Source organism: Aeromonas sp. FDAARGOS 1402, from assembly GCF_019046925.1.
GTDB classification, from domain to species: domain Bacteria; phylum Pseudomonadota; class Gammaproteobacteria; order Enterobacterales; family Aeromonadaceae; genus Aeromonas; species Aeromonas caviae.
The window spans coordinates 1,755,686-1,775,453 of sequence record NZ_CP077201.1 but is presented as its reverse complement, the minus strand read 5'-3'; the positions used below and the strand labels follow the sequence as shown (position 1 = coordinate 1,775,453).

Annotated in this window: 19 protein-coding genes; 9 read left to right on the top strand and 10 right to left on the bottom strand. The window is 64.5% G+C overall.

The features are described 5' to 3' along the window. Position 1: 1 nt before the first annotated feature. Positions 2–235, bottom strand: a complete 234-nt coding sequence (locus I6L32_RS08455; protein ID WP_010672552.1) for a hypothetical protein — start codon at positions 233–235, stop codon at positions 2–4. Between the two features lie 72 nt (positions 236–307). Further along, positions 308–1,072, bottom strand: a complete 765-nt coding sequence (bioH, locus tag I6L32_RS08450) for a pimeloyl-ACP methyl ester esterase BioH (protein ID WP_216944943.1) — start codon at positions 1,070–1,072, stop codon at positions 308–310. Positions 1,073–1,110: 38 nt separating this feature from the next. Between bioH and I6L32_RS08445 the strand changes: the two genes are divergently transcribed. Both I6L32_RS08445 and nfuA read left to right on the top strand, forming a co-directional pair. Next, positions 1,111–1,839 (top strand): ComF family protein, encoded by a 729-nt coding sequence (locus tag I6L32_RS08445; protein ID WP_216944942.1) that lies wholly within the window; start codon positions 1,111–1,113, stop codon positions 1,837–1,839. A gap of 148 nt (positions 1,840–1,987) precedes the next feature. Beyond that, positions 1,988–2,566: a Fe-S biogenesis protein NfuA gene (nfuA, locus tag I6L32_RS08440; RefSeq protein WP_010672549.1), complete on the top strand. Its 579-nt coding sequence runs from the start codon at positions 1,988–1,990 to the stop codon at positions 2,564–2,566. Positions 2,567–2,635: 69 nt separating this feature from the next. On the opposite strand, the gene gpsA is transcribed toward nfuA, so the two are convergent. The 3 genes from gpsA to I6L32_RS08425 are packed head-to-tail and all read right to left on the bottom strand — an operon-like array spanning position 2,636 to position 4,592. Beyond that, positions 2,636–3,640, bottom strand: a complete 1,005-nt coding sequence (gene gpsA / locus I6L32_RS08435; RefSeq protein WP_010672548.1) for an NAD(P)H-dependent glycerol-3-phosphate dehydrogenase — start codon at positions 3,638–3,640, stop codon at positions 2,636–2,638. Positions 3,641–3,642: 2 nt separating this feature from the next. Then, on the bottom strand, positions 3,643–4,113 hold the full coding sequence (secB, locus tag I6L32_RS08430) for a protein-export chaperone SecB (RefSeq protein WP_010672547.1): 471 nt from the start codon (positions 4,111–4,113) through the stop codon (positions 3,643–3,645). Positions 4,114–4,160: 47 nt separating this feature from the next. Next, positions 4,161–4,592: a rhodanese-like domain-containing protein gene (locus I6L32_RS08425; RefSeq protein WP_010672546.1), complete on the bottom strand. Its 432-nt coding sequence runs from the start codon at positions 4,590–4,592 to the stop codon at positions 4,161–4,163. 348 nt (positions 4,593–4,940) lie between these two features. Between I6L32_RS08425 and gpmM the strand changes: the two genes are divergently transcribed. Then, positions 4,941–6,470: a 2,3-bisphosphoglycerate-independent phosphoglycerate mutase gene (gene gpmM / locus I6L32_RS08420; protein ID WP_052816405.1), complete on the top strand. Its 1,530-nt coding sequence runs from the start codon at positions 4,941–4,943 to the stop codon at positions 6,468–6,470. A gap of 9 nt (positions 6,471–6,479) precedes the next feature. Next, positions 6,480–7,883, top strand: a complete 1,404-nt coding sequence (locus I6L32_RS08415) for a peptidoglycan DD-metalloendopeptidase family protein (RefSeq protein WP_039039497.1) — start codon at positions 6,480–6,482, stop codon at positions 7,881–7,883. 206 nt (positions 7,884–8,089) lie between these two features. Here I6L32_RS08415 and I6L32_RS08410 read toward each other — a convergent pair whose 3' ends face one another. After that, on the bottom strand, positions 8,090–8,740 hold the full coding sequence (locus tag I6L32_RS08410) for a Qnr family pentapeptide repeat protein (RefSeq protein WP_216944941.1): 651 nt from the start codon (positions 8,738–8,740) through the stop codon (positions 8,090–8,092). A gap of 88 nt (positions 8,741–8,828) precedes the next feature. On the opposite strand from I6L32_RS08410, the gene I6L32_RS08405 reads away from it, so the two are divergent. After that, positions 8,829–9,836 carry a substrate-binding domain-containing protein gene (locus I6L32_RS08405; protein WP_039039499.1) on the top strand — a complete coding sequence of 336 codons (1,008 nt, stop codon included), beginning with the start codon at positions 8,829–8,831 and terminating at the stop codon, positions 9,834–9,836. Between the two features lie 110 nt (positions 9,837–9,946). After that, entirely contained in the window at positions 9,947–10,336 is a 390-nt protein-coding gene (locus I6L32_RS08400; protein ID WP_041214080.1) for a nuclear transport factor 2 family protein, read from the top strand. 55 nt (positions 10,337–10,391) lie between these two features. On the opposite strand, the gene I6L32_RS08395 is transcribed toward I6L32_RS08400, so the two are convergent. From I6L32_RS08395 to I6L32_RS08380, 4 genes are all read right to left on the bottom strand, one after another. Further along, the gene (locus I6L32_RS08395) at positions 10,392–11,084 is read right to left on the bottom strand and encodes an AraC family transcriptional regulator (RefSeq protein WP_151027772.1); all 693 of its coding nucleotides are present in this window, start codon (positions 11,082–11,084) and stop codon (positions 10,392–10,394) included. 138 nt (positions 11,085–11,222) lie between these two features. After that, positions 11,223–11,864, bottom strand: coding sequence for a bifunctional 4-hydroxy-2-oxoglutarate aldolase/2-dehydro-3-deoxy-phosphogluconate aldolase (locus tag I6L32_RS08390; RefSeq protein ID WP_039039502.1), 642 nt, complete (start codon positions 11,862–11,864; stop codon positions 11,223–11,225). A 9-nt stretch (positions 11,865–11,873) separates the two neighbouring features. Beyond that, positions 11,874–13,670: a phosphogluconate dehydratase gene (gene edd / locus I6L32_RS08385; protein WP_039039503.1), complete on the bottom strand. Its 1,797-nt coding sequence runs from the start codon at positions 13,668–13,670 to the stop codon at positions 11,874–11,876. A gap of 60 nt (positions 13,671–13,730) precedes the next feature. Next, on the bottom strand, positions 13,731–14,240 hold the full coding sequence (locus tag I6L32_RS08380; RefSeq protein ID WP_039039504.1) for a gluconokinase: 510 nt from the start codon (positions 14,238–14,240) through the stop codon (positions 13,731–13,733). Positions 14,241–14,405: 165 nt separating this feature from the next. Between I6L32_RS08380 and I6L32_RS08375 the strand changes: the two genes are divergently transcribed. From I6L32_RS08375 to recG, 3 genes are all read left to right on the top strand, one after another. Then, positions 14,406–15,767 carry a GntP family permease gene (locus tag I6L32_RS08375; RefSeq protein ID WP_223931884.1) on the top strand — a complete coding sequence of 454 codons (1,362 nt, stop codon included), beginning with the start codon at positions 14,406–14,408 and terminating at the stop codon, positions 15,765–15,767. Between the two features lie 152 nt (positions 15,768–15,919). Then, positions 15,920–17,269: a CDP-diacylglycerol--serine O-phosphatidyltransferase gene (pssA, locus tag I6L32_RS08370; RefSeq protein WP_216944940.1), complete on the top strand. Its 1,350-nt coding sequence runs from the start codon at positions 15,920–15,922 to the stop codon at positions 17,267–17,269. A 176-nt stretch (positions 17,270–17,445) separates the two neighbouring features. Beyond that, positions 17,446–19,515 (top strand): ATP-dependent DNA helicase RecG, encoded by a 2,070-nt coding sequence (gene recG, locus I6L32_RS08365; RefSeq protein WP_216944939.1) that lies wholly within the window; start codon positions 17,446–17,448, stop codon positions 19,513–19,515. Positions 19,516–19,768: the final 253 nt, after the last annotated feature.

Genomic DNA, 19,768 nt, shown 5'->3' with positions numbered 1-19,768 from the left:
GTCACACCCGGATATCGATCAGGGTGCCCAGCATGTCGCTGGCCGTCTGGATCACCTTGGCGGATGCCCCGGCATGCAGCTCGGCCACCTTGAGATTCACCAGTTCATCCGGTAACTGCACCTGATCACCCGCTGGCGTATTGAGACGGGCGATCTGGCTGGACGCCTGGCCCGCCAACTGCTCGGCCCGTTGGAACCCCTGCACGCCTGCCGTCATGGCTGATTCGATACGCATTGGCACACTCCTCTGTAGGGTTGGCTAATTATCCATCAACCTGACGAGTTATTGAAGCCTGCCGCTCAAATCTCAGTCAATGAAGTGCCGCAGGAGGGTGATGAACTGCTCTGGATGGGAGATGAAGGGGGCATGGGATGCCTTCTCCAGCACCAGACTGTGGCTGGCAGGGTAACGCGCATCCAGCAAGGGAATGGCGGCCTTCGGCACCAGGGTATCCAGCCTGCCGTAAAGACGCAGCCAGGGCAGATCCAGGCCGATCAGTTCATCCCGCAGATCGACCTCGGCCAGCAGGCCCAGACCCGCCTCCAGGGCCGCAAGCCGGGGAGCGGGTCGCTCCGCCAGCCAGTGACGCAACTGGCGAATGTCATTTCTGGCGTGCTCGCTGCCCATGGCCTGGATCGCGAGGAAGCGCTCTATGGTCTGCATGAAGTCGCCGGCCAGCATCTGGTTGAACCCCGCCAGCACCTTGGGGGCAATCCCGGGCCACTCGTCGCGGGCCATGAAGCAGGGAGAACTGGCTACGGTAATGAGAGAGTGAAGGCGTTCAGGCATGGTCAGCGCCAACTGACTCGCCACCAGACCACCGAGGGACCAGCCGAGCAGATGGCATTTTTCAGGCAATATGGCCGCCACCTGCTCTGCCAGCCAGGGCAGGGTGTAGTCTGTTCCTGCTTGCAGGGGGCTGTTGCCAAAGCCTGGCAGGTCCACCAGATGCAGCCGATAGTGGGCAGCCAGTTCTTGGGCAATACCGTGCCAGACGGCCCCGTTCATGCCCCAGCCATGCAACAACACCAGGTCCGGGCCCTGGCCAAACCGCTCAACCGATACGCTCATCTAGACTCAAGATCCCTGTTTATCTGCTTGGAGCCTGCATGTTAAAGCGGCTGCTCGCCAAAGCAAGTCCGATCCTTGGCACCCAGTCCGACTGGCTCGGTCTGTGCCTGCTCTGTCGCCAACCCTGTGACGAGACGCCCTTGTTGTGCTCCTGGTGCCGCCACGCCCAGCGCCAGCACGACAGACGATGCCTGATGTGTGCAGCACCGCTGCCGGAGCAACATCGCGAGAGCGAACTGCTGTGCGGACGCTGCCAGCGCAGACCCGCCCCCTGGGAGCGTTTGCAGGTGATCGGCGATTATCAGGCACCTTATCCCCAACTCATCCCCCGGCTGAAGTATTCCGGTCAGATCCTGCTCGCGCCGCTGCTTGCCCGCCTGCTGGCAGACCATCTGGACCTCGCCAACCCACCGCAGGTCATCATTCCGGTTCCCCTGCACTGGTGGCGCCAGTGGTGGCGCGGCTTCAATCAGGCAGAAGAAATCGGCCATGCCCTGAGCGCACTCACCGGCATTCCTTGCGACACCCGCGTACTGCGCCGGACAAGGTCGACCCCGCAACAGACCCGGCTCAGTGCCGGCCAGCGGCGACGCAATCTGCGTGGCGCCTTCGAAATAGAACCTCACCACTACCGGCATGTGGCACTGCTTGATGATGTGGTCACCACGGGCGCCACCGTAGGTCAGCTCACCCGGTTGCTCCATGAGCACGGCGTCACCACGGTAGAGGTGTGGGCCATCTGCCGTACCCTCCGACACCTGAAATAACCGGGCAGGGATCCGGCCCAGGAGGCCGCTGGCGGCATGATTCCGATACGCCCGGGCTCACAGGCTCGCCATCGGCACGCTACCCAAGCCCCGCCAAGCGAGTTATCATGAATACCCTAGTCGTACACTCAGGTTTATGAGGATAGTGATGATCAGCATTTCCGACACCGCCCAGGCCCACTTCCGCAAGTTGCTGGAGAAGCAGCCTGATGGCACCAACATCCGGGTGTTTGTGGTCAATCCGGGAACCCAGAATGCCGAGTGCGGCGTATCCTATTGCCCACCCGACGCGGTCGATCCGGAAGATCAGCACCTGCCCTTCAGCGGCTTCGACTGCCTGGTCGATCCCCTGAGCGCCCCCTTCCTGGTGGATGCCACCATCGACTTCGTCACCGATCAGATGGGCTCTCAGCTCACCCTGAAGGCACCCAACGCCAAGATGCGCAAGGTGGCCGATGACGCCCCGCTGATCGATCGCATCGAGTACGTGCTGATGTCCGAGGTGAACCCCATGCTGGCCGGTCACGGCGGCAAGGTCACCCTGGTCGAGCTAACCGACGACAAACTGGCCATCCTGCAGTTCGGCGGCGGTTGCAACGGTTGCTCCATGGTCGACTACACCCTGAAAGAGGGGATCGAGAAGCAGTTGCTGGAGAAATTCCCGGGCGAACTCAACGGCGTGAAAGATGCCACCGAGCACCAGCGCGGCGACCACTCCTACTACTGATTTGCCCCCTTGCGGCAAAGAAAAGGCCCCGCCAGCTGGCGGGGCCTTTTGCATTCTGCGGCTGGCAGATCACTCGTCCTTCTTGTCTCGCGACAGCAGGGCGATGGCCGCCTCTTTCGGGTTCTTGCCCTCGTAGAGCACCTTGAAGATCTGTTCGCAGATGGGCATCTCGACGCCACAGCGGGCCGCCAGCAGATGCACTTCCTTGGTGTTGCGATAGCCTTCCACCACCTGGCCTATCTCGGCCATGGCGGTGTCAACCGACTTGCCCGCTCCCAGCGCCAGACCGAAACGGCGGTTGCGCGACTGGTTGTCGGTACAGGTCAGCACCAGATCCCCGAGCCCCGCCATCCCCATGAAGGTCTTGGCGTCGGCCCCGAGGGCGGCGCCCAGACGCTGCATCTCCACCAGACCCCGAGTGATGAGCGCGGTTCTGGCGTTGGCCCCAAAGCCGAGTCCGTCAGAGAGACCGGCACCGATGGCGATGACGTTCTTGACCGCCCCGCCCAGCTGCAGACCGATGAAGTCCGGATTGGTATAGACCCGGAACGAGCGGCCGCAGTGCAGCAGGTGGGAGAGATCGTCGGCAAAGTCGTCGTGGGTCGAGGCCACCGAGATGGCGGTCGGCAGACCGGCAGCCAGCTCGCGGGCGAAGGTCGGGCCCGAGATGACCGCCAGTGGAATGGCATCCCCCAGCACCTCCCGCGCCACCTCTTGCAGCAGACGGCCGCTGTCCGGCTCCAGCCCCTTGGTGGCCCAGGCGATCCGGGTATCCGGGCGCAGGAAGGGTTTGACCCGGGCCAGTACCTGGCCGAACACATGGCTCGGCACCACCAGCAGCAGCACGGGAGCGGCTTGCACCGCCGCCTGCAGATCCGACGTCAGTTGCAGATCGGCCGGGAAGGGGACATCCGGCAAGAATGCCTTGTTGCAGCGATCCTGTTCCAGCTCGGCGACATGGGCAGGGTCGTGACCCCACAGCAGGGTCGGATGACCATTGCGCGCCAGAGAAATGGCAAGGGCGGAGCCATAAGACCCCGCCCCCAGGACCGAGATTGCGATCTGGTCGGCCATTATCAGGCTTCCGCAGTCGCCTGCTGGGCCTGTACCTGCGCCATGTGCTGGGCGAACAGGGCGTCGAAGTTGACCGGTGCCAGGTTCAGCTGCGGGAAGGAACCCTTGCTCACCAGGTTGGACACCGCTTCGCGGGCATACGGGAACAGGATGTTCGGGCAGAAGGCCGCCAGGCAGTGGGCCAGTTGCGGCTCAGGCAGGTTGCCGATGGTGAAGATGCCGGCTTGCTGCACTTCGCACAGGAAGGCGGTCTCGGTTTCCAGCTTGCAGGTGACAGTCAGGGTCAGCACCACTTCATAGACGCTGTCGGCCAGGACATTGGTCTTGGTGTCCATGTCCAGCTTGACGTCCGGCTGCCACTCTTTCTGGAAGATGTGCGGGGTATTCGGGGCTTCGAAGGAAACATCCTTGGTGTAGACACGCTGGATGTGGAATTCCGGTTGCACTTCCTGGTTGTTGATTTCGTCAGCCATTTCGTTTGATTCCTTTTTAAGATAATGAGTGGGCGCAGGCCCTTAAATCAGCGTTTTTTGGTCACCGGCAGATTGTCTGCACGCCATTGGGCCATGCCACCGCTGAGCACATACACCTGCTTGAAACCGGCCTTGCTCAGTTGGCGACCCGCGCCACCAGCGGTCATCCCCGACTCGCACACCACTATGATGGGGGCATCCTTGTGCTTTTCAACCGGACCCAGATTATTCGCCTGGATCTGGGCGAGCGGCAGGTGATGGGCCCCGGCCAGATGGCCCTTGGCAAATTCATCCTGACTGCGAATGTCCACGACGGTGGCATTTTCACGGTTGATAAGCAGGGTAGCGGCGTGGTTGTTGACCGCCTTCACCGGAGAAAAACGAGCACGCACAGTGGTATACACCAGAGTGCCTGCCAGGCCCAACCAGGCTGCGGTCAGCAGCGGATTGCGGGCCGCGAAATCCAAATACTCTTGCATCTTCTACTATCCAGGGACCAAGACAAGGGCCCGAGTATACATGGGGCCCTGCATAAGATCAGCCATCTTGGCGGCAAAGCGAGAGCAAGCTCCCATCAGGGATGGCTGCCGATTCTTCCTCCTCCAACCGGGCCGAACGAGAGGATGCGCCATGCCGAAAAGAGGGGGGAAACAGCGGAAAACCCGCCGCGGCAGACAAGCCGGCAACATGCCTAAAACAGCGGGATAACAGTTAAAAAGCGAGGCTGGAGAGGGACTTGGCTATCAGGTGACTATTTCGGCAGATGTAGTAATATTACGCTAGTTTCACTTCCCGCAATTCATTCCTATCCGAGAGGACATAGCCTTATGTCAACAGCTAAGAAACCGCTGGTTCTGGTCATCATGGACGGTTGGGGCTACAGCACCAAGCAAGAGTACAACGCCGTTGCTGCCGCCAAGACCCCCAATCTGGATCGCCTGGCCCGTGACTACACCAGCACCCTGATCTCCGGCTCCGGCCTGGACGTGGGTCTGCCGGACGGCCAGATGGGCAACTCCGAAGTGGGCCACACCAATATCGGTGCCGGTCGCGTCGTCTATCAGGAGCTGACCCGCATCTCCAAGGACATCCAGGACGGCGACTTCTTCCAGAACGTCGAGCTGGCCAAGGCTGTCGACGCTGCCGTGACCAAGGGCAAGGCCGTGCACATCATGGGTCTGATGTCCCCGGGTGGCGTACACAGCCACGAAGAGCACATCATGGGCATGATCGAGATGGCCGCCAAGCGTGGCGCCGAGCAGATCTACTTCCACGCCTTCCTGGATGGCCGCGACGTCCCGCCGCGCAGTGCCCAGTCCTCCATCGAGCTGTTCGACGCCCTGTTTGCCCGCCTGGGCAAGGGTCGTTTCGCCTCCATGATCGGTCGTTACTACGCCATGGACCGCGACAACCGCTGGGATCGCGTACAGCAGGCCTATGACCTGATGACCCAGGGCAAGGGCGAATTCACCGCCGACAACGCCACCGACGCGCTGGCCGCCGCCTATGCCCGCGACGAGAACGACGAGTTCGTCAAGGCCACCCGCATCGGCGACGCTGTACCGATGATCGACGGCGATGCGCTGATCTTCATGAACTTCCGTGCCGACCGCGCCCGCGAAATCACCCGCGCCTTCGTCGATACCGACTTCACCGGCTTCGCTCGCACCGCCACCCCGGCCCTGCACTTCGTGATGCTGACCGAATACGCGGCCGACATCAAAACCGCCTGCGCCTATCCGCCCACCGCCCTGGTCAACACCCTGGGCGAGTGGCTGGCCAAGCAGGGCAAGACCCAGCTGCGCATCTCCGAGACCGAGAAGTACGCCCACGTCACCTTCTTCTTCAACGGTGGCGAAGAGGCCTGCTTCACTGGCGAAGATCGCGAAATCGTGGCGAGCCCGAAAGTGGCTACCTATGACCTGCAGCCGGAGATGAGCTCCGAAGAGCTGACCGACAAGCTGGTTGCGGCCATCAAGAGCGGCAAGTACGACGTCATCATCTGCAACTACCCGAACGGCGACATGGTCGGCCACACCGGCGTGTTCGATGCGGCCGTCAAAGCCTGTGAAGCGGTCGACCACTGCATCGGTCGCGTCACCGACGCCCTGGCGGAAGTGGGCGGCGAGTGCCTCATCACCGCCGACCATGGCAACGCCGAGAAGATGATGGACGAAGAGACTGGTCAGGCCCACACCGCCCACACCAATCTGCCGGTTCCCCTCATCTACTTCGGTCGTAAAGCCGAGGTTGCCGAAGGCGGCAAACTGTCCGATCTGGCCCCCACCATGCTGACCCTGATGGGTCTGCCGGTGCCGCCGGAAATGACTGGCAAGCCCCTGATGATTCTGAAATAATCCTGCCCCATGCGGGGATGCGAAATTATTTCACAGAAAACCAGTCGCGTCGGCCTGTTGGCCGGCGCGCTGTTTTTTTGCCTGATCGGTGGTACCGGCACAGCCCAGGCTGCGAACCAGCAGTTGGGGGCCATGCAGTCCCAGATCAAGGAACAGCAACAGACCCTCAAGCTCAGCAAGCAGGAGCTTGCCAAGCTCAACACCCAGCTCAAGGCTGACGAGCAGGCCATTTCGGCTGCCGCCGCCAAACTCGAGCAGACCAGACAGCAACTCCGGCAGAACCAGCAGAAGCTGGCGTCCCTGCAGCAGGACAAGCTGGCACTGGAGCAACAAGCCAAACACCAGAAGCAGTTGCTGGCCAAGCAGGCGGAAAGCGCCTTCCAGGCGGGCAACCACGATTACCTCAAACTGCTGCTCAACCAGCAGGATCCGGCCAAACTGAGCCGCGCCCTCGACTATTTCGACTACCTCAACAAGGCCCGTATCGAGGCCATTGAAGCCCTGCGCGCCACCCGTGACAAGCTGGCCAAGAACCAGCAGGCCACCAGAGAGACCGAGAACCGCCTCCAGACCCTGCTCGGCGAGCAGCAGGAGCATCACCAGAGCCTGCTGGCCAGCCAGCAGAGCCGTGCCAAGGTGCGCAACCAGTTGCAGCAATCGGTGCAGGCCGACGAGCAGAAGCTCGACAAGCTGGTCAAGGCGGAAAAGGCGCTCAAGGCGCGGCTGGAAGAGCTGCGTCGTCAGCAGGAAGAGAAGGAACGCCGCGAACGGGCCGAGCGGGAGCGCCTCGCCAAGATCAAGGCTGAGCAGGAGCGCCAGCGTCGTCTGGAGGCCCAGCGCCTGGCAGCCGAGCAGAAGCGCATCGAGGAGCAGCAGCGGATCGCGGCCCAGCAGCGCCAGGTCGGCGAACAGCAGCGGCTGGCGGCCCAGCAGCAACGCGTCGCCGAACAGCAGGCCAAGGTGGCGCAGCAGCAAGCAGCCGCCCGCAACAGCGCCAAGGCAAGCAGCAACGGCTACGGCGGTCTGAGCACGGGTGGCAACCTGCGCTGGCCGGTGCAGGGCCCCATCCTCATCTCCTACGGCTCGCCACGTACCGCCGAGCTGAAGTGGAAGGGCACCCTGATCGGCGCCAGCGAAGGGACCCAGGTCAAGGCGGTGGCACCGGGCCAGGTGGTCTACGCCGACTGGCTCGACGGCTTCGGCATGCTGCTGGTCATCGACCACGGCAAGGGCTACATGAGCCTCTACGGCCACAACCAGTCGCTGCTGCGCCAGGTGGGACAAAAGGTGGAGCAGGGTGAGCCCGTGGCCCTGGTCGGCGACAGCGGCGGACAGGAGCGCTCCGGCCTCTACTTCGAGATCCGCTATCAGGGCGAGGCCATCAACCCGACCAAGTGGCTGGCCAGACGCTAGGCCCGCCTTGTCGGTGCCCGAGTGGAGTCCGCTACCTCATCCCCAGCCCTTCTCCCGCGAGGGGAAAAGGGAGCAAAAGACAGCAACACCGCGTCGTTTACCACTTCACCTGACAAAAAGTCTGCATCGCGCAGGCTTTTTGCTTGGCAGGGGAGGCACCACACCGCCCGCCCCGATGATGAAAACTTACCTCTTTTCCACCCCGCTCAGGGGAAGACCACCAGCCCGATCTGCTCCAGCAGCCCCTGCTGCTGATCTTCATTGATCTGCACCCCGGCGAGGTTGACCCGGCGCAGATCCAGACCGGGCAGATCGCACTGGCGCAGATCGCAGCCTTGCAGGTTGAAGCTGGTCCAGTCGATTTGCCCGAACTCGGAGCCGCTGAGATCCGAGCCCGCCAGGGAGGCGCCCAGCAGGTTGGCCCCCTGCCAGCGGTTGCCGGCAAGCTCGCACCGCTCCAGCAGGCAGCTTTCGAAGTTGGCGTAGCTGAAGTTGTTGCCGGTGAGGTGGGCTTCGCAGAAGTAGCTTTTGGCGGTGATCCGGTTGGCGAAGCTGGCATGGGCGAAGTTGATCCCCATGGCCTGGCAGTCGCGCATCTCCAGCCCAAGACACTGGCTGCGGCCGAAGTCCGCCAGGGTGAGATCGCAGCGCAGGAAGCTCGCCTCCCTCAGATCGCAGCCCTGAAACAGGCATCCCAGCTCCCGTTCCCTGTCATAGAAGCTGCAGTCGACGAAGCGGCTCTCCCCGAGATCCAGCCAGGAGAAGTGACAGCCGATGAAGCGGCACCCCTGGAACTGCTCCCCCTCCACCTCCTGCTGCTCGATGTGGACCCCCTCGAAACACCTGCCCTTGATCATCCCCTGCCCCCTGTTGATGGCGTCATATGCTGACATTGCCGTGCAAAAACGGTAATGTTACGTGTAACATTTTTTGCCGGATCCCCAGATGAACGACACCCGCAAGCGCCGCCCTACCCTGCAGGACATTGCCGACCTGACCGGTGTCACCAAGATGACCGTCAGCCGCTACCTGCGCGACCCGTCCGCCGTGGCCGAAGGGACCCGCGAGCGCATCGCCGCCGCGGTGGAGGAGCTCGGCTACATCCCGAACCGGGCGCCGGACATGCTGTCGAACGCCACCAGCAAGGCGATCGGCATCCTGATCCCCTCCCTCTCCAACCAGGTCTTCTCGGCGGTGATCCACGGCATCGAGGCGGTGACCCGGCCCGCCGGCTACCAGACCCTGCTCGCCCACTACGGCTACAGCCCGGAGCGGGAGGAGGAGCAGGTCGCCTCCCTCCTCTCCTACAACGTGGACGGGCTCATCCTCTCGGACACCCAGCACACCGAGCGCACCCGCAAGATGATCGCCACCGCCGGCATCCCGGTGGTGGAAACCATGGATCTGCCCCTCTCCCCCATCGACATGGTGGTGGGCATGGATCACCGGGCCGCCGCCCGGGCCATGGTAACAGAGATGCTGCGCCGGGGACGGCGCAAGGTGATCTACCTCGGCGCCCGGCTCGACGTGCGCACCCAGCTGCGAATGGAAGGCTACTACCAGGCGATGGCCGATTTCGGTCTGACCGGCCAGCACCTGCTGACGGAGCAATCCTCCAGCTTCACCCTGGGGGGAGAGCTGCTGGCCCAGGCCATGGCGCGCTTCCCCGATCTCGACGGCCTGTTCTGCACCAACGACGACCTGGCAGTGGGAGCCCTGCTGCAATGCCAGGCCAGGTGGATCCCGGTGCCCCAGCAGGTGGCCATCGCCGGCAGCAACGCCCTCGACATCGGCCACGCCATGACCCCCAAGCTCGCCAGCATCGTCACCCCCCGCGAGACCATAGGTCGCGAAGCCGCCATCATGCTGCTGGCCCGCCTCGGCGGCCAGCCGCTGGCGACCAGGTGCAAGGACATCGGCTTCTCCCTCTATGAGGGGGAAAGCCTCGGCTGATCCCCGGCCATCATGGCGCGTTCGACCGCCATGATGGCGCCTTCTCCCCTCTCCCCTCGCCGCCCCCTGGCCTATGCTGGCTCCTCCATCCAACCTGTCAGGAGCAGACCATGCACCACACCGAACGATTGAAAGCCTGCCTGCAGCGCGTCATCTGCGATCCCGCCTTCCCCCTGGCGGAGCTCGACGCCTGGTTCACCCCCGACTACTGCCAGGAGGTGAACGGCGAGCGGCTCGACTACCCGGCGTTTCACCAGCACATCGCCACACTGCGCCGCCATCTGGCCGGGGCGAGCATCGAGTTTGTCGCCACCCTGGCGCAGGGGGAGCGGGTGCACTCGACCCATGTGGTACGGGCCACCCGCCAGGACGGCGGCACCCTGGTCTGCAAGGTGAGCGGCCTCTTCACCTTTCGCGGCGATCGGATCTGCCACACCGACGAGGTGACCTGTCTGCTGGCAGGCAGCAAGGAGGATGCGGATATCGGCTCGCGGCGCTGACTGCCGGCAACCCGCAGACACCGCCATGGCGGGCAGGAAGGCAGACGACGGGCCCTCAGGCCGCCGGTTCGCGTCGGGCAAGGCGCTGGAGGGCGCGGGACAAGGCGCCGGGATCCTCGTAGCCGAGCCGATCGGCGATCTGGGCCAGCGTGAGCCCCCGGTGCTGCAACTGGCGCGCCCGTCCCAGCACCACCTGCTCCCGCCACTGGCGAAAGCTGCACCCCAGCTGCTGGAGGAAGAGCCGGTTGAGGGTACGCACCGAGGCGCCGCAATCTGCCGCCAGCGCCGTCAGCGTCAGATGGATGGCGGGTGCCTGGCACACCCTGTCCAGCACCCGCAGCAGGCGCGGGTCCAGCGCCCCGGCGAGGGGAATGCGCGCCGCGAGCGGGTCGGCGCGCTCCAGCTCCTGGCCAAGCACCGTCAGATAGGCCCCTTTCACCTCCTCCTCGGCCAGCTCGGACAGGCGGGCGAAGAGGCCCGCCAGCAGTGGGCTGGCCTGCAAGGGGCCGAAGGCGGTACGGGCCGACGTCGGCACATAGAGGAGGGAGAGTCGGGAGCGGCGCAGCACGCGAAACTCGTGCTCCCACCCCGCCGGAATAAAGCAGATCTGGCCCGCCACCAGCAGTTCTCCCTCCCCTCGCCCCGTGATGATGCCGCCCCCGTCGTGCAGATAGCAGTATTGGGCATGGGGGTGGCAGTGCAGCGCGGTGAAGTGCCCTTGCGGGTAGGATGGATGCAGACAGGACATGAAGGCTCCAGGGGAGAGGGGCGGCCCCCGACCTTAAGCCAGGGCGAGGCCGGAAGCAAACGGCCCACCCCCTCCGGGGGCGGAAAAACAGCAGGCCACCCGGGGGTGGCCTGTTTAATTTTTCTAAACGATATTTGCTTAGCGTTTAACCAATTCAACCGCTTCCCGGGAGAGGCGGGTCACCTCCTCCCAGTTGCCGCTCTTGACGGCGTCTGCCGGCAGCATCCAGGAGCCGCCGACGGTGGCCACACATTTCAGCGCCAGGTAGTCGGCCACGTTTTTCGGGCCGATGCCGCCGGTGGGGCAGAATTTCACCTGGGGCAGGGGCGCCGCGATGGCGGAGAGTGCCTTGGTGCCGCCGTTCGCCTCGGCCGGGAAGAATTTGAGGTGGTCGTAGCCCGCTTCCAGCGCCTGCATCACCTCGGACGGGGTGGCCACCCCCGGGATCAGCGGCGCCGTGCTCTTGGCCGCGTGGGCCAGCAGGGCCGGGGTCATGCCCGGGGAGATGACGAAGCGGGCACCGGCAGCGACGGCGGCATCAAACTGCGCGCAGTTGAGCACGGTACCGGCACCGACCATGGCATCCGGCATCGCCTTGGCGATGAGGGCGATGGCGTCCAGCGCCACCGGGGTGCGCAGGGTGATCTCGAACACCGAGATGCCGCCATCCAGCAGGGCCTTGGCCATCGGCAGGGCCTGCTCCAGGTCGTTGATGACCATCACGGGTACCAGGGGGGAGGCGGCAAACACCTCGGCAGGGGTCACTTTCCAGTTCTGCATAGCTCTTCCTCAGTCAAAGATGGTGGCGCCGCACTCGGCGCTCGATACCGCGCGACGCATCACGCTGAACAGTTCACGGCCCCACCCCTCTTGTTCCAGGGTGAGGTCGATCTCGGCCTGGGTACGGCCGCTCAAATCGGTCAGGCAGTCGAGGCGGCCGGACTCGGCATCCACCCGCAGCAGGTCGCCATCGGCGAGCAGGCCGATGGCCCCGCCGTGCAGCGCTTCCGGGGTGACGTGGATGGCGGCCGGGATCTTGCCGGAGGCGCCGGAGAGGCGGCCGTCGGTGACCAGAGCCACCTTGTGACCCGCCTTCTGCAGGTTTCCAAGCACCGGCATCAGCTTGTGCAGCTCCGGCATGCCGTTGGCGGCCGGGCCGTTGTGGCGCACCACGATGACGGCGTCCTGGTTCAACTCACCGGCTTTGTAGGCCGCCTCCACCGCATGCTGGGAGGAGAAGACCCGGGCCGGGGCCTCGATGACCCGATACTCGGGCGCGACGGCGGAGACCTTGACCACGGCGCGGCCCAGGTTGCCCGCCAGCAGCTTGGTGCCGCCGGTGGCCTGGAACTCGCTGCCAGAGGGAGAGAGCACGCTCGGATCCGCGCTCTCGCCCACCGGTTGCCACACCAGCTTGCCATCCACCAGTGCCGGACGGCTGAGGTAGTCCTGCATCTCGCCGAAGACCGGGGTGGCATCCATGTGGATCAGCCCCTCTTCGGCCAGACGACGCATCAGGCCGGGCACGCCCCCCGCCTGCTCGAAAGCGTTGACGTCCGCCGGGCCGTTCGGGTACATGCGCACCAGGAGCGGCACCACGTCGGAGAGATCGCTCAGGTCGTCCCAGGTCAGCTCCAGCCCGGCGGCACGGGCCAGCGCCACCATGTGGATGCTGTGGTTGGTGCTGCCGCCGGAGGCGAGCAGGGCCACCAGGCCGTTGACCAGGGCGCGCTCGTCGATCACCGCACTCAGGGGGCGATAGGCGGGGGAGCCCGGGATCATGGCGCTGATGCGGCGGGCCGCTTCCTCGGTGAGGGCGTGGCGCAGCTCGCTGTGCGGATGCACGAAGGCGGAACCCGGCAGCATCAGGCCCATGGCTTCGAACACCAGCTGGTTGGTGTTGGCGGTGCCGTAGAAGGTGCAGGTGCCCGCCGCGTGGTAGGCGCCGCACTCCATCTTGAGCAGGGCGTCGCGGCCCACTTCACCGGCAGCGTACTGCTGGCGCACCTTCACCTTCTCGTCGTTGCTGATGCCGCTCGCCATGGGACCGGCAGGCACGAAGGCGGTGGGCAGGTGGGCGTGGGAAAGCGCCCCCATGATCTGGCCCGGGGCAATCTTGTCGCAGATGCCGAGCAGCAGGGTGGCGTCGAAGGTGTTGTGGGAGAGGGAGACCGCGGTGGCCTGGGCGATGAGGTCCCGGGAGAAGAGGGACATGTCCATCCCCGGCTGGCCCTGGGTCACGCCGTCGCACATGGCGGGTACGCCGCCGGCAACCTGGGCACTGTGGCCGAGCTCCGCCAGGGCGCCCTTGATGATGTCCGGGTAGCCCTGATAGGGCTGATGGGCGCTCAGCATGTCGTTGTAGGCGGTGACGATGGCCACGTTGGCGCGGGTCATGTCGAGGATGCGCCCCTTCTCGTCACAGCTCGAGGCGGCCACGGCGTGGGCCAGGTTGCCACATGAGAGGGAGGCGCGGGTCTTGCCCTGATCAGCCTGGCGCTGGATGCGGGCCAGGAAGCGGGCACGGCGGGCGGTGCTGCGCTCGCGGATGCGGTTGGTCACCTGGGTGATCACGGGATGGGTCATAGCTTTCTCTCCAACTCTATATACGGGCGCGGTCGGCCGCAGCCGGGCGCGCGACATGGCTCATTGCGCCTGCGTCAGCGCGGTGACGGCACGGTCGACCACCTGTTCGAAGGTCCCGTCGATATCGATGCGAAACACGCCGGGCTCGCCATCCGGTCGCTCCAGGGTATCAAACTGGCTTTGTACCATGGCTTCGCGCATGAAGTGGCCCTGCCGTGCCCGCATCCGTTCGAGAATGAGGGACTGGCTGCCATCCAGAAACAGGAAACTCACCGAGTCGTTGCCCTCGCGGATCTGGTCGCGGTACTGCTTCTTGAGGGCCGAGCAGACGATGACGCCGAGCTCGTTCTTGCGCTCCAGGCTGTAGGCCGCATCGCGGATCCGCTCCAGCCAGGGGGCCCTGTCTTCGTCGTTGAGCGGGTTGCCCGCCGCCATCTTCTGGATGTTCGCGCGAGGATGCAGATCATCGCCGTCGATGAACTTGGCCCCCAGGGCATTGGCCACCTTGAGGCCGATGCTGGACTTGCCGCTGCCACACACACCCATCACGATAATGCACTTGCCCGCCATTATTTGACCTCTCTCTCACTTTTCAAAAAACGTTCGCCTGATGGGTTCTAAGCTATCACGTTACCGGTAACATGTTACCGGTAACGTTTCGCAATGTGAAGTGCAGCACAGAAATGTGCAGAACAACAACTAGAACCATTTGAGGACAATTTTATGGACGGAGCAATGAACACACCCGATGTCGCCTATCTGCTCTCGGTAGCGGGCGGAGCCATTGTCATGTTGCTGGTGCTGATCATGCGATTCAAGGTACATGCCTTCGTGGCATTGACCCTGGTCAGCATGCTGACGGCCCTGGCCACCGGGGTCACCTATGACCAGGTGATCCCCACCATGCTGACCGGTTTCGGCGGCACCCTGGCCTCGGTCGCGCTGCTGGTCGGCCTCGGCGCCATGATAGGCCGGATCCTGGAGATGACGGGGGGCGCCAAGGTACTGGCCGATACCCTGATCAACCGCTTCGGCTCCCACCGCGCCCCCTTCGCGCTGGGTGTGGCCTCCCTGCTGTTCGGCTTCCCGATCTTCTTCGACGCCGGTCTCATCGTCATGCTGCCCATCATCTTCAGCGTGGCGAAGCAGTTCGGCGGCTCCGTCCTCAAGTATGCCCTGCCCTCCGCCGGCGCCTTTGCGGTGATGCACGCCTTCCTGCCCCCCCACCCGGGCCCGGTGGCCGCCAGCGAGCTGCTGGGTGCCAACATCGGTCTGCTCACCATCGTGGGCCTGCTGGTCGCGCTGCCCACCTGGTATCTGGGTGCCTACCTGTTCGGGCTCTGGTCCGGCAAGAAGTTTGAGCTGCCCCTGCCCCCGAGCTTCACCGCCAGTGCCGAGCAGCTCTCCGACAAGGCGCCGAGCTTCGGCCAGGTGATCTCCATCCTGCTGCTGCCGCTGGTGCTCATCTTCATGGATACCGGCCTCAATACCCTGGGCGTCATGGGCGTCATCGACAAGGGTGCGGACTGGGTCAACGTGCTGCGCATGGTCGGCAAGACCCCGGTCGCCCTGCTCATCACTGTGCTGTACGCCCTCTGGATGTTCCGCCAGAGCCAGGGCAAGGTGCAGCTCGAGAAGTTCTGCAACGACGCCCTGGCCCCGGTCTGCGCCGTCATCCTGGTCACCGGTGCCGGCGGCATGTTCGGCGGCGTATTGCGGGCGAGCGGCATCGGCACCGCGCTGGCCGACGTGCTCTCCGATACCGGCATGCCGGTGATCCTCGCGGCCTTCCTGGTATCCGCCGCGCTGCGGGTGGCCCAGGGTTCCGCCACCGTGGCCCTGACCACCACCGCCGCCCTGATGGCGCCGACCGTGGCCGCCACCACCGGCCTGAGCGAGCTGGACCTGACCTTCATCGTCATCGCCATCGCCGGGGGCGCCACCGTGCTCTCCCACTTCAATGACTCCGGCTTCTGGCTGGTCAGCCGCTTCCTCAACATGGACGAGAAGACCACCCTCAAGACCTGGACCGTGATGGAGACCCTGCTCGGCACCATCGCCTTCCTCATCGTGGCCACGGCCAGCGCCATCCTCTGACGGAAACACATCGGGGCCGCATCCGTCGGCCCCGATGTGATATTGCACCGACTTTTTACGGATTCTTGCTTGGGCCCATCGCCACAGATTGCTAGAATTGCCTATTCTTCGCCCCGAGTGGAACGCTTCATCCCGTGATTTCAGGCTTCTCTATGCATTCATCGGCACATTATCGACAGTTGCTGACCCGCTTACCCCAGATCGCGGTCGCCGCGGATCAGTTCCAGATACTCAGCAGCGCCAAAGACTTCAAGAGCCGGATCCTGTCGCTCATCGCCCATGCGACCCAGCGCATCTATCTGATCGCGCTCTATCTGCAGGATGACGAGGCGGGACGGGAGATCCTCTCCGCCCTCTATGCCGCCAAGCAGCGCAATCCCTCTCTCGACATCAAGGTGTTCGTCGACTTCCACCGCGCCCAGCGCGGCCTGATCGGCAAGGGCAAGCAGGGGGGCAACCACCTGATGTACCAGGCCATGGCCGCCAGCCACCAACACCAGATCGAGATCTACGGCGTGCCGGTCAAGGGCCGCGAGCTGCTCGGGGTGCTGCACCTCAAGGGCTTCATCTTCGACGACACCCTGCTTTACTCCGGCGCCAGCCTCAACGACATCTACCTGCACCAGCAGGAGCGCTACCGCTTCGATCGCTATCACCAGATCCACAGCCCGGCACTGACCCGCAGCATGGTCAACTACGTGGATGACGTCTTCCTCGGCAGCGAGGCCGTCCAGCGACTGGATCGCACCGGCATCCCCGGCGCCAAGCAGCTCAAGGGACCGATCCGCCGCTTCAAGCAGCGCCTGCGCCTCTGCCAGTACCGCTTCGAGAGCATCCAGCCCAACGATCGGGAGATCGTCGTGACCCCCATGGTGGGCCTGGGCAAGCGGGGCAACCAGCTCAACCGGATGATCCGCAACCTGGTGCGGGCCACCGAGCGGGAGATCTTCATCTGCACCCCCTACTTCAACCCCCCCAAGGAGTTGAACAAGGACGTGGAGGCGCTGCTCAAACGCGGCTGCAAGGTGACCATCGTCGTGGGCGACAAGACCGCCAACGACTTCTTCATCCCCCCGGAGGAGAAGTTCTCCACCATCGGCGGTCTGCCCTATCTCTACGAGACCAACCTGCGCAAGTTTGCCGAGCGCAACCAGCACCACATCGACAACGGCCGGCTCAACCTCATGCTCTGGTGCTGCGAGAAGAACTCCTATCACCTCAAGGGGATCTTCGTGGATGAGGAGTGGGCCCTGCTCACCGGCAACAACCTCAATCCCCGAGCCTGGGCGCTGGATCTGGAGAACGGCCTGCTGGTACACGACCAGCACCATCACCTGCGCGAGCAGTTCAGTGCGGAGCGGGAGAACATCCTGGCCCACACCCGCCGCATCAGTCACTTCGACCAGATAGAGCAGATCAAGGATTACCCGGATCAGGTGCGCAAGCTGCTGGCCCGGATCCACAGGGTCAAGGCTCACCTCCTGCTCAAGCGCATCATCTGACCGCCAGGGCGCCCCGTCAGTGAAAAGGCCTGCCGTTTCCGGCAGGCCTTTTTCATGGATGATCCTCCCCCCGCTCCCTTGCCCACCAGCCCGGAACGGCACAACGCGGCTTGCATCGAGGCCGCAACAACCCCTATCATCTGGACATATTTACAGTGTTTTCGGGCATCTAATTGATGAAATTGGATAAAATCTCCCTCGACAGCCTCAAGGGTGTCGGCAGCAAGATGCTGGAGAAACTCGAGCGGCTGGGGCTGGCCACGGTACAGGACCTGCTGTTCCACCTCCCCCTGCGCTACGAGGACCGCACCCAGGTGTGGCCCATCGGCGATCTGCCGCCCGGCCTGCACGGTGCCGTCGAGGGCGAGATCCAGGACACCCAGCTGGTGATGGGGCGCCGCCGCATGCTGGTGTGCCGTATCAGCGACGGCACCGGCAGCCTGACCCTGCGCTTCTTCAATTTCACCGCTGCCCAGAAAAACAGCCTGGCCCAGGGCCGCCTTATCCGCTGCTTCGGCGAGACCCGTCCCGGCAAGTACGGCCTGGAGATGGCCCACCCCGAGTACAAGCTGCTCGGCGAGGAGCAGGCCGGCCAGACCGAAGAGGCCCTCACCCCCGTCTACCCCACCACAGAGGGGCTGCGCCAGCTCACCCTGCGCAGCCTCACGGATCAGGCCCTGGCCCAGCTCGACCTCTACGGGGTCGAGGAGCTGCTGCCTGCCGGCCTCTATCCCCAGCAGATCGATCTTGCCGCCGCCCTGAAGCTGCTGCACCGCCCGCCCCCCTCGGTGGCGCTGGCCCTGCTCGAGAGCGGCCAGCACCCGGCACAGCATCGGCTGGTACTGGAAGAGCTGCTGGCCCACAACCTCTCGGTCTTGAAGGTGCGCGCCCAGGCACAGACCCAGCTGGCCCGTGCCCTCAAACCCGCTCCCGAGCTGGTCCGGCAGCTGCTCGGCGCCCTGCCGTTCACCCCCACCGGCGCCCAGAGCCGGGTGGTGGCGGAGATCGGCCGGGATCTGCAGCAGAGCCACCCCATGATGCGGCTGGTGCAGGGGGACGTGGGCTCAGGTAAAACGCTGGTCGCGGCACTGGCCGCCCTGCAGGCCATCGGCAACGGCTGCCAGGTGGGGCTGATGGCCCCGACCGAGCTGCTGGCCGAACAGCACGCCATCAACTTCGCCAGGTGGCTGGAGCCGCTCGGCATCAAGGTGGGCTGGCTGGCGGGCAAGCAGAAGGGCAAGGCGCGGGAAGAGGCGCTAGCCGCGATCAAAGATGGCAGCGTCAAGATGGTGGTGGGCACCCACGCCATCTTCCAGGAGCAGGTGGTGTTCCAGCGCCTCGCCCTGGTCATCATCGACGAACAGCACAGGTTCGGCGTGCATCAGCGCCTCGCCCTGCGAGAAAAAGGGGAGCGGGAAGGGGTGCATCCCCACCAGCTCATCATGACCGCCACCCCCATCCCCCGCACCCTGGCGATGACCGCCTATGCGGACCTCGACACCTCCATCATCGACGAGCTGCCGCCGGGCCGCACTCCCATTACCACGGTCGCCCTGCCGGACAGTCGCCGCCAGGACGTGATCGAGCGGGTGAGGCTCGCCTGCGAGGAGGGCAAGCAGGCCTACTGGGTCTGCACCCTGATCGAGGAGTCGGAGGTGCTGGAGTGCCAGGCCGCCGAAGACACCGCCGCCGAGCTGCAAACCCTGCTGCCCGGCCTGCACATCGGGCTGGTACACGGCCGGATGCGCCCCGTCGAGAAACAGCGGGTGATGGAGGAGTTCAAGGCGGGCATACTGCAACTGCTGGTCGCCACCACCGTCATCGAGGTGGGGGTGGATGTGCCCAATGCCAGCCTGATGATCATAGAGAACCCGGAGCGGCTGGGGCTGGCCCAGTTGCACCAGCTCCGCGGCCGGGTCGGGCGGGGGTCGGTGGCCTCTCACTGCGTGCTGCTCTATCATGCCCCCTTGTCCAAGACCGCCCAGAGCCGCCTCGGGGTACTGCGGGAGACCAATGACGGCTTTCTCATCGCCCAGCGGGATCTGGAACTGCGCGGCCCAGGCGAGCTGCTCGGTACCCGCCAGACCGGCCTGGCCGATCTCAAGATCGCCGATCTGGTGCGCGACCAGCCGCTCATCCCTCAGGTGCAGAAGATGGCGCGCTTCCTGATGGACAAACACCCGGCTCATGTCGAGCCCCTGATCCGCCGCTGGCTGGGCCTGCGAGACCACTACTCCAATGCTTGACCAAGGCAGATGCAGAAGAGGGTCACCTTGCCTGATGGACAAACACCCGGCTCATGTCGAGCCCCTGATCCGCCGCTGGCTGGGCCTGCGGGACCACTAGTCCAATGCTTGACCAAGGCAGATGCAGAAGAGGGTCACCTTGCCTGATGGATAAACACCCGAGCCATGTCGAACCCTTGATACGATGCTGGCTCGGTCTACGGGATCACTACTCGAATGCCTGACCAAGCAACAGAAACAGGAGGAAAGCACT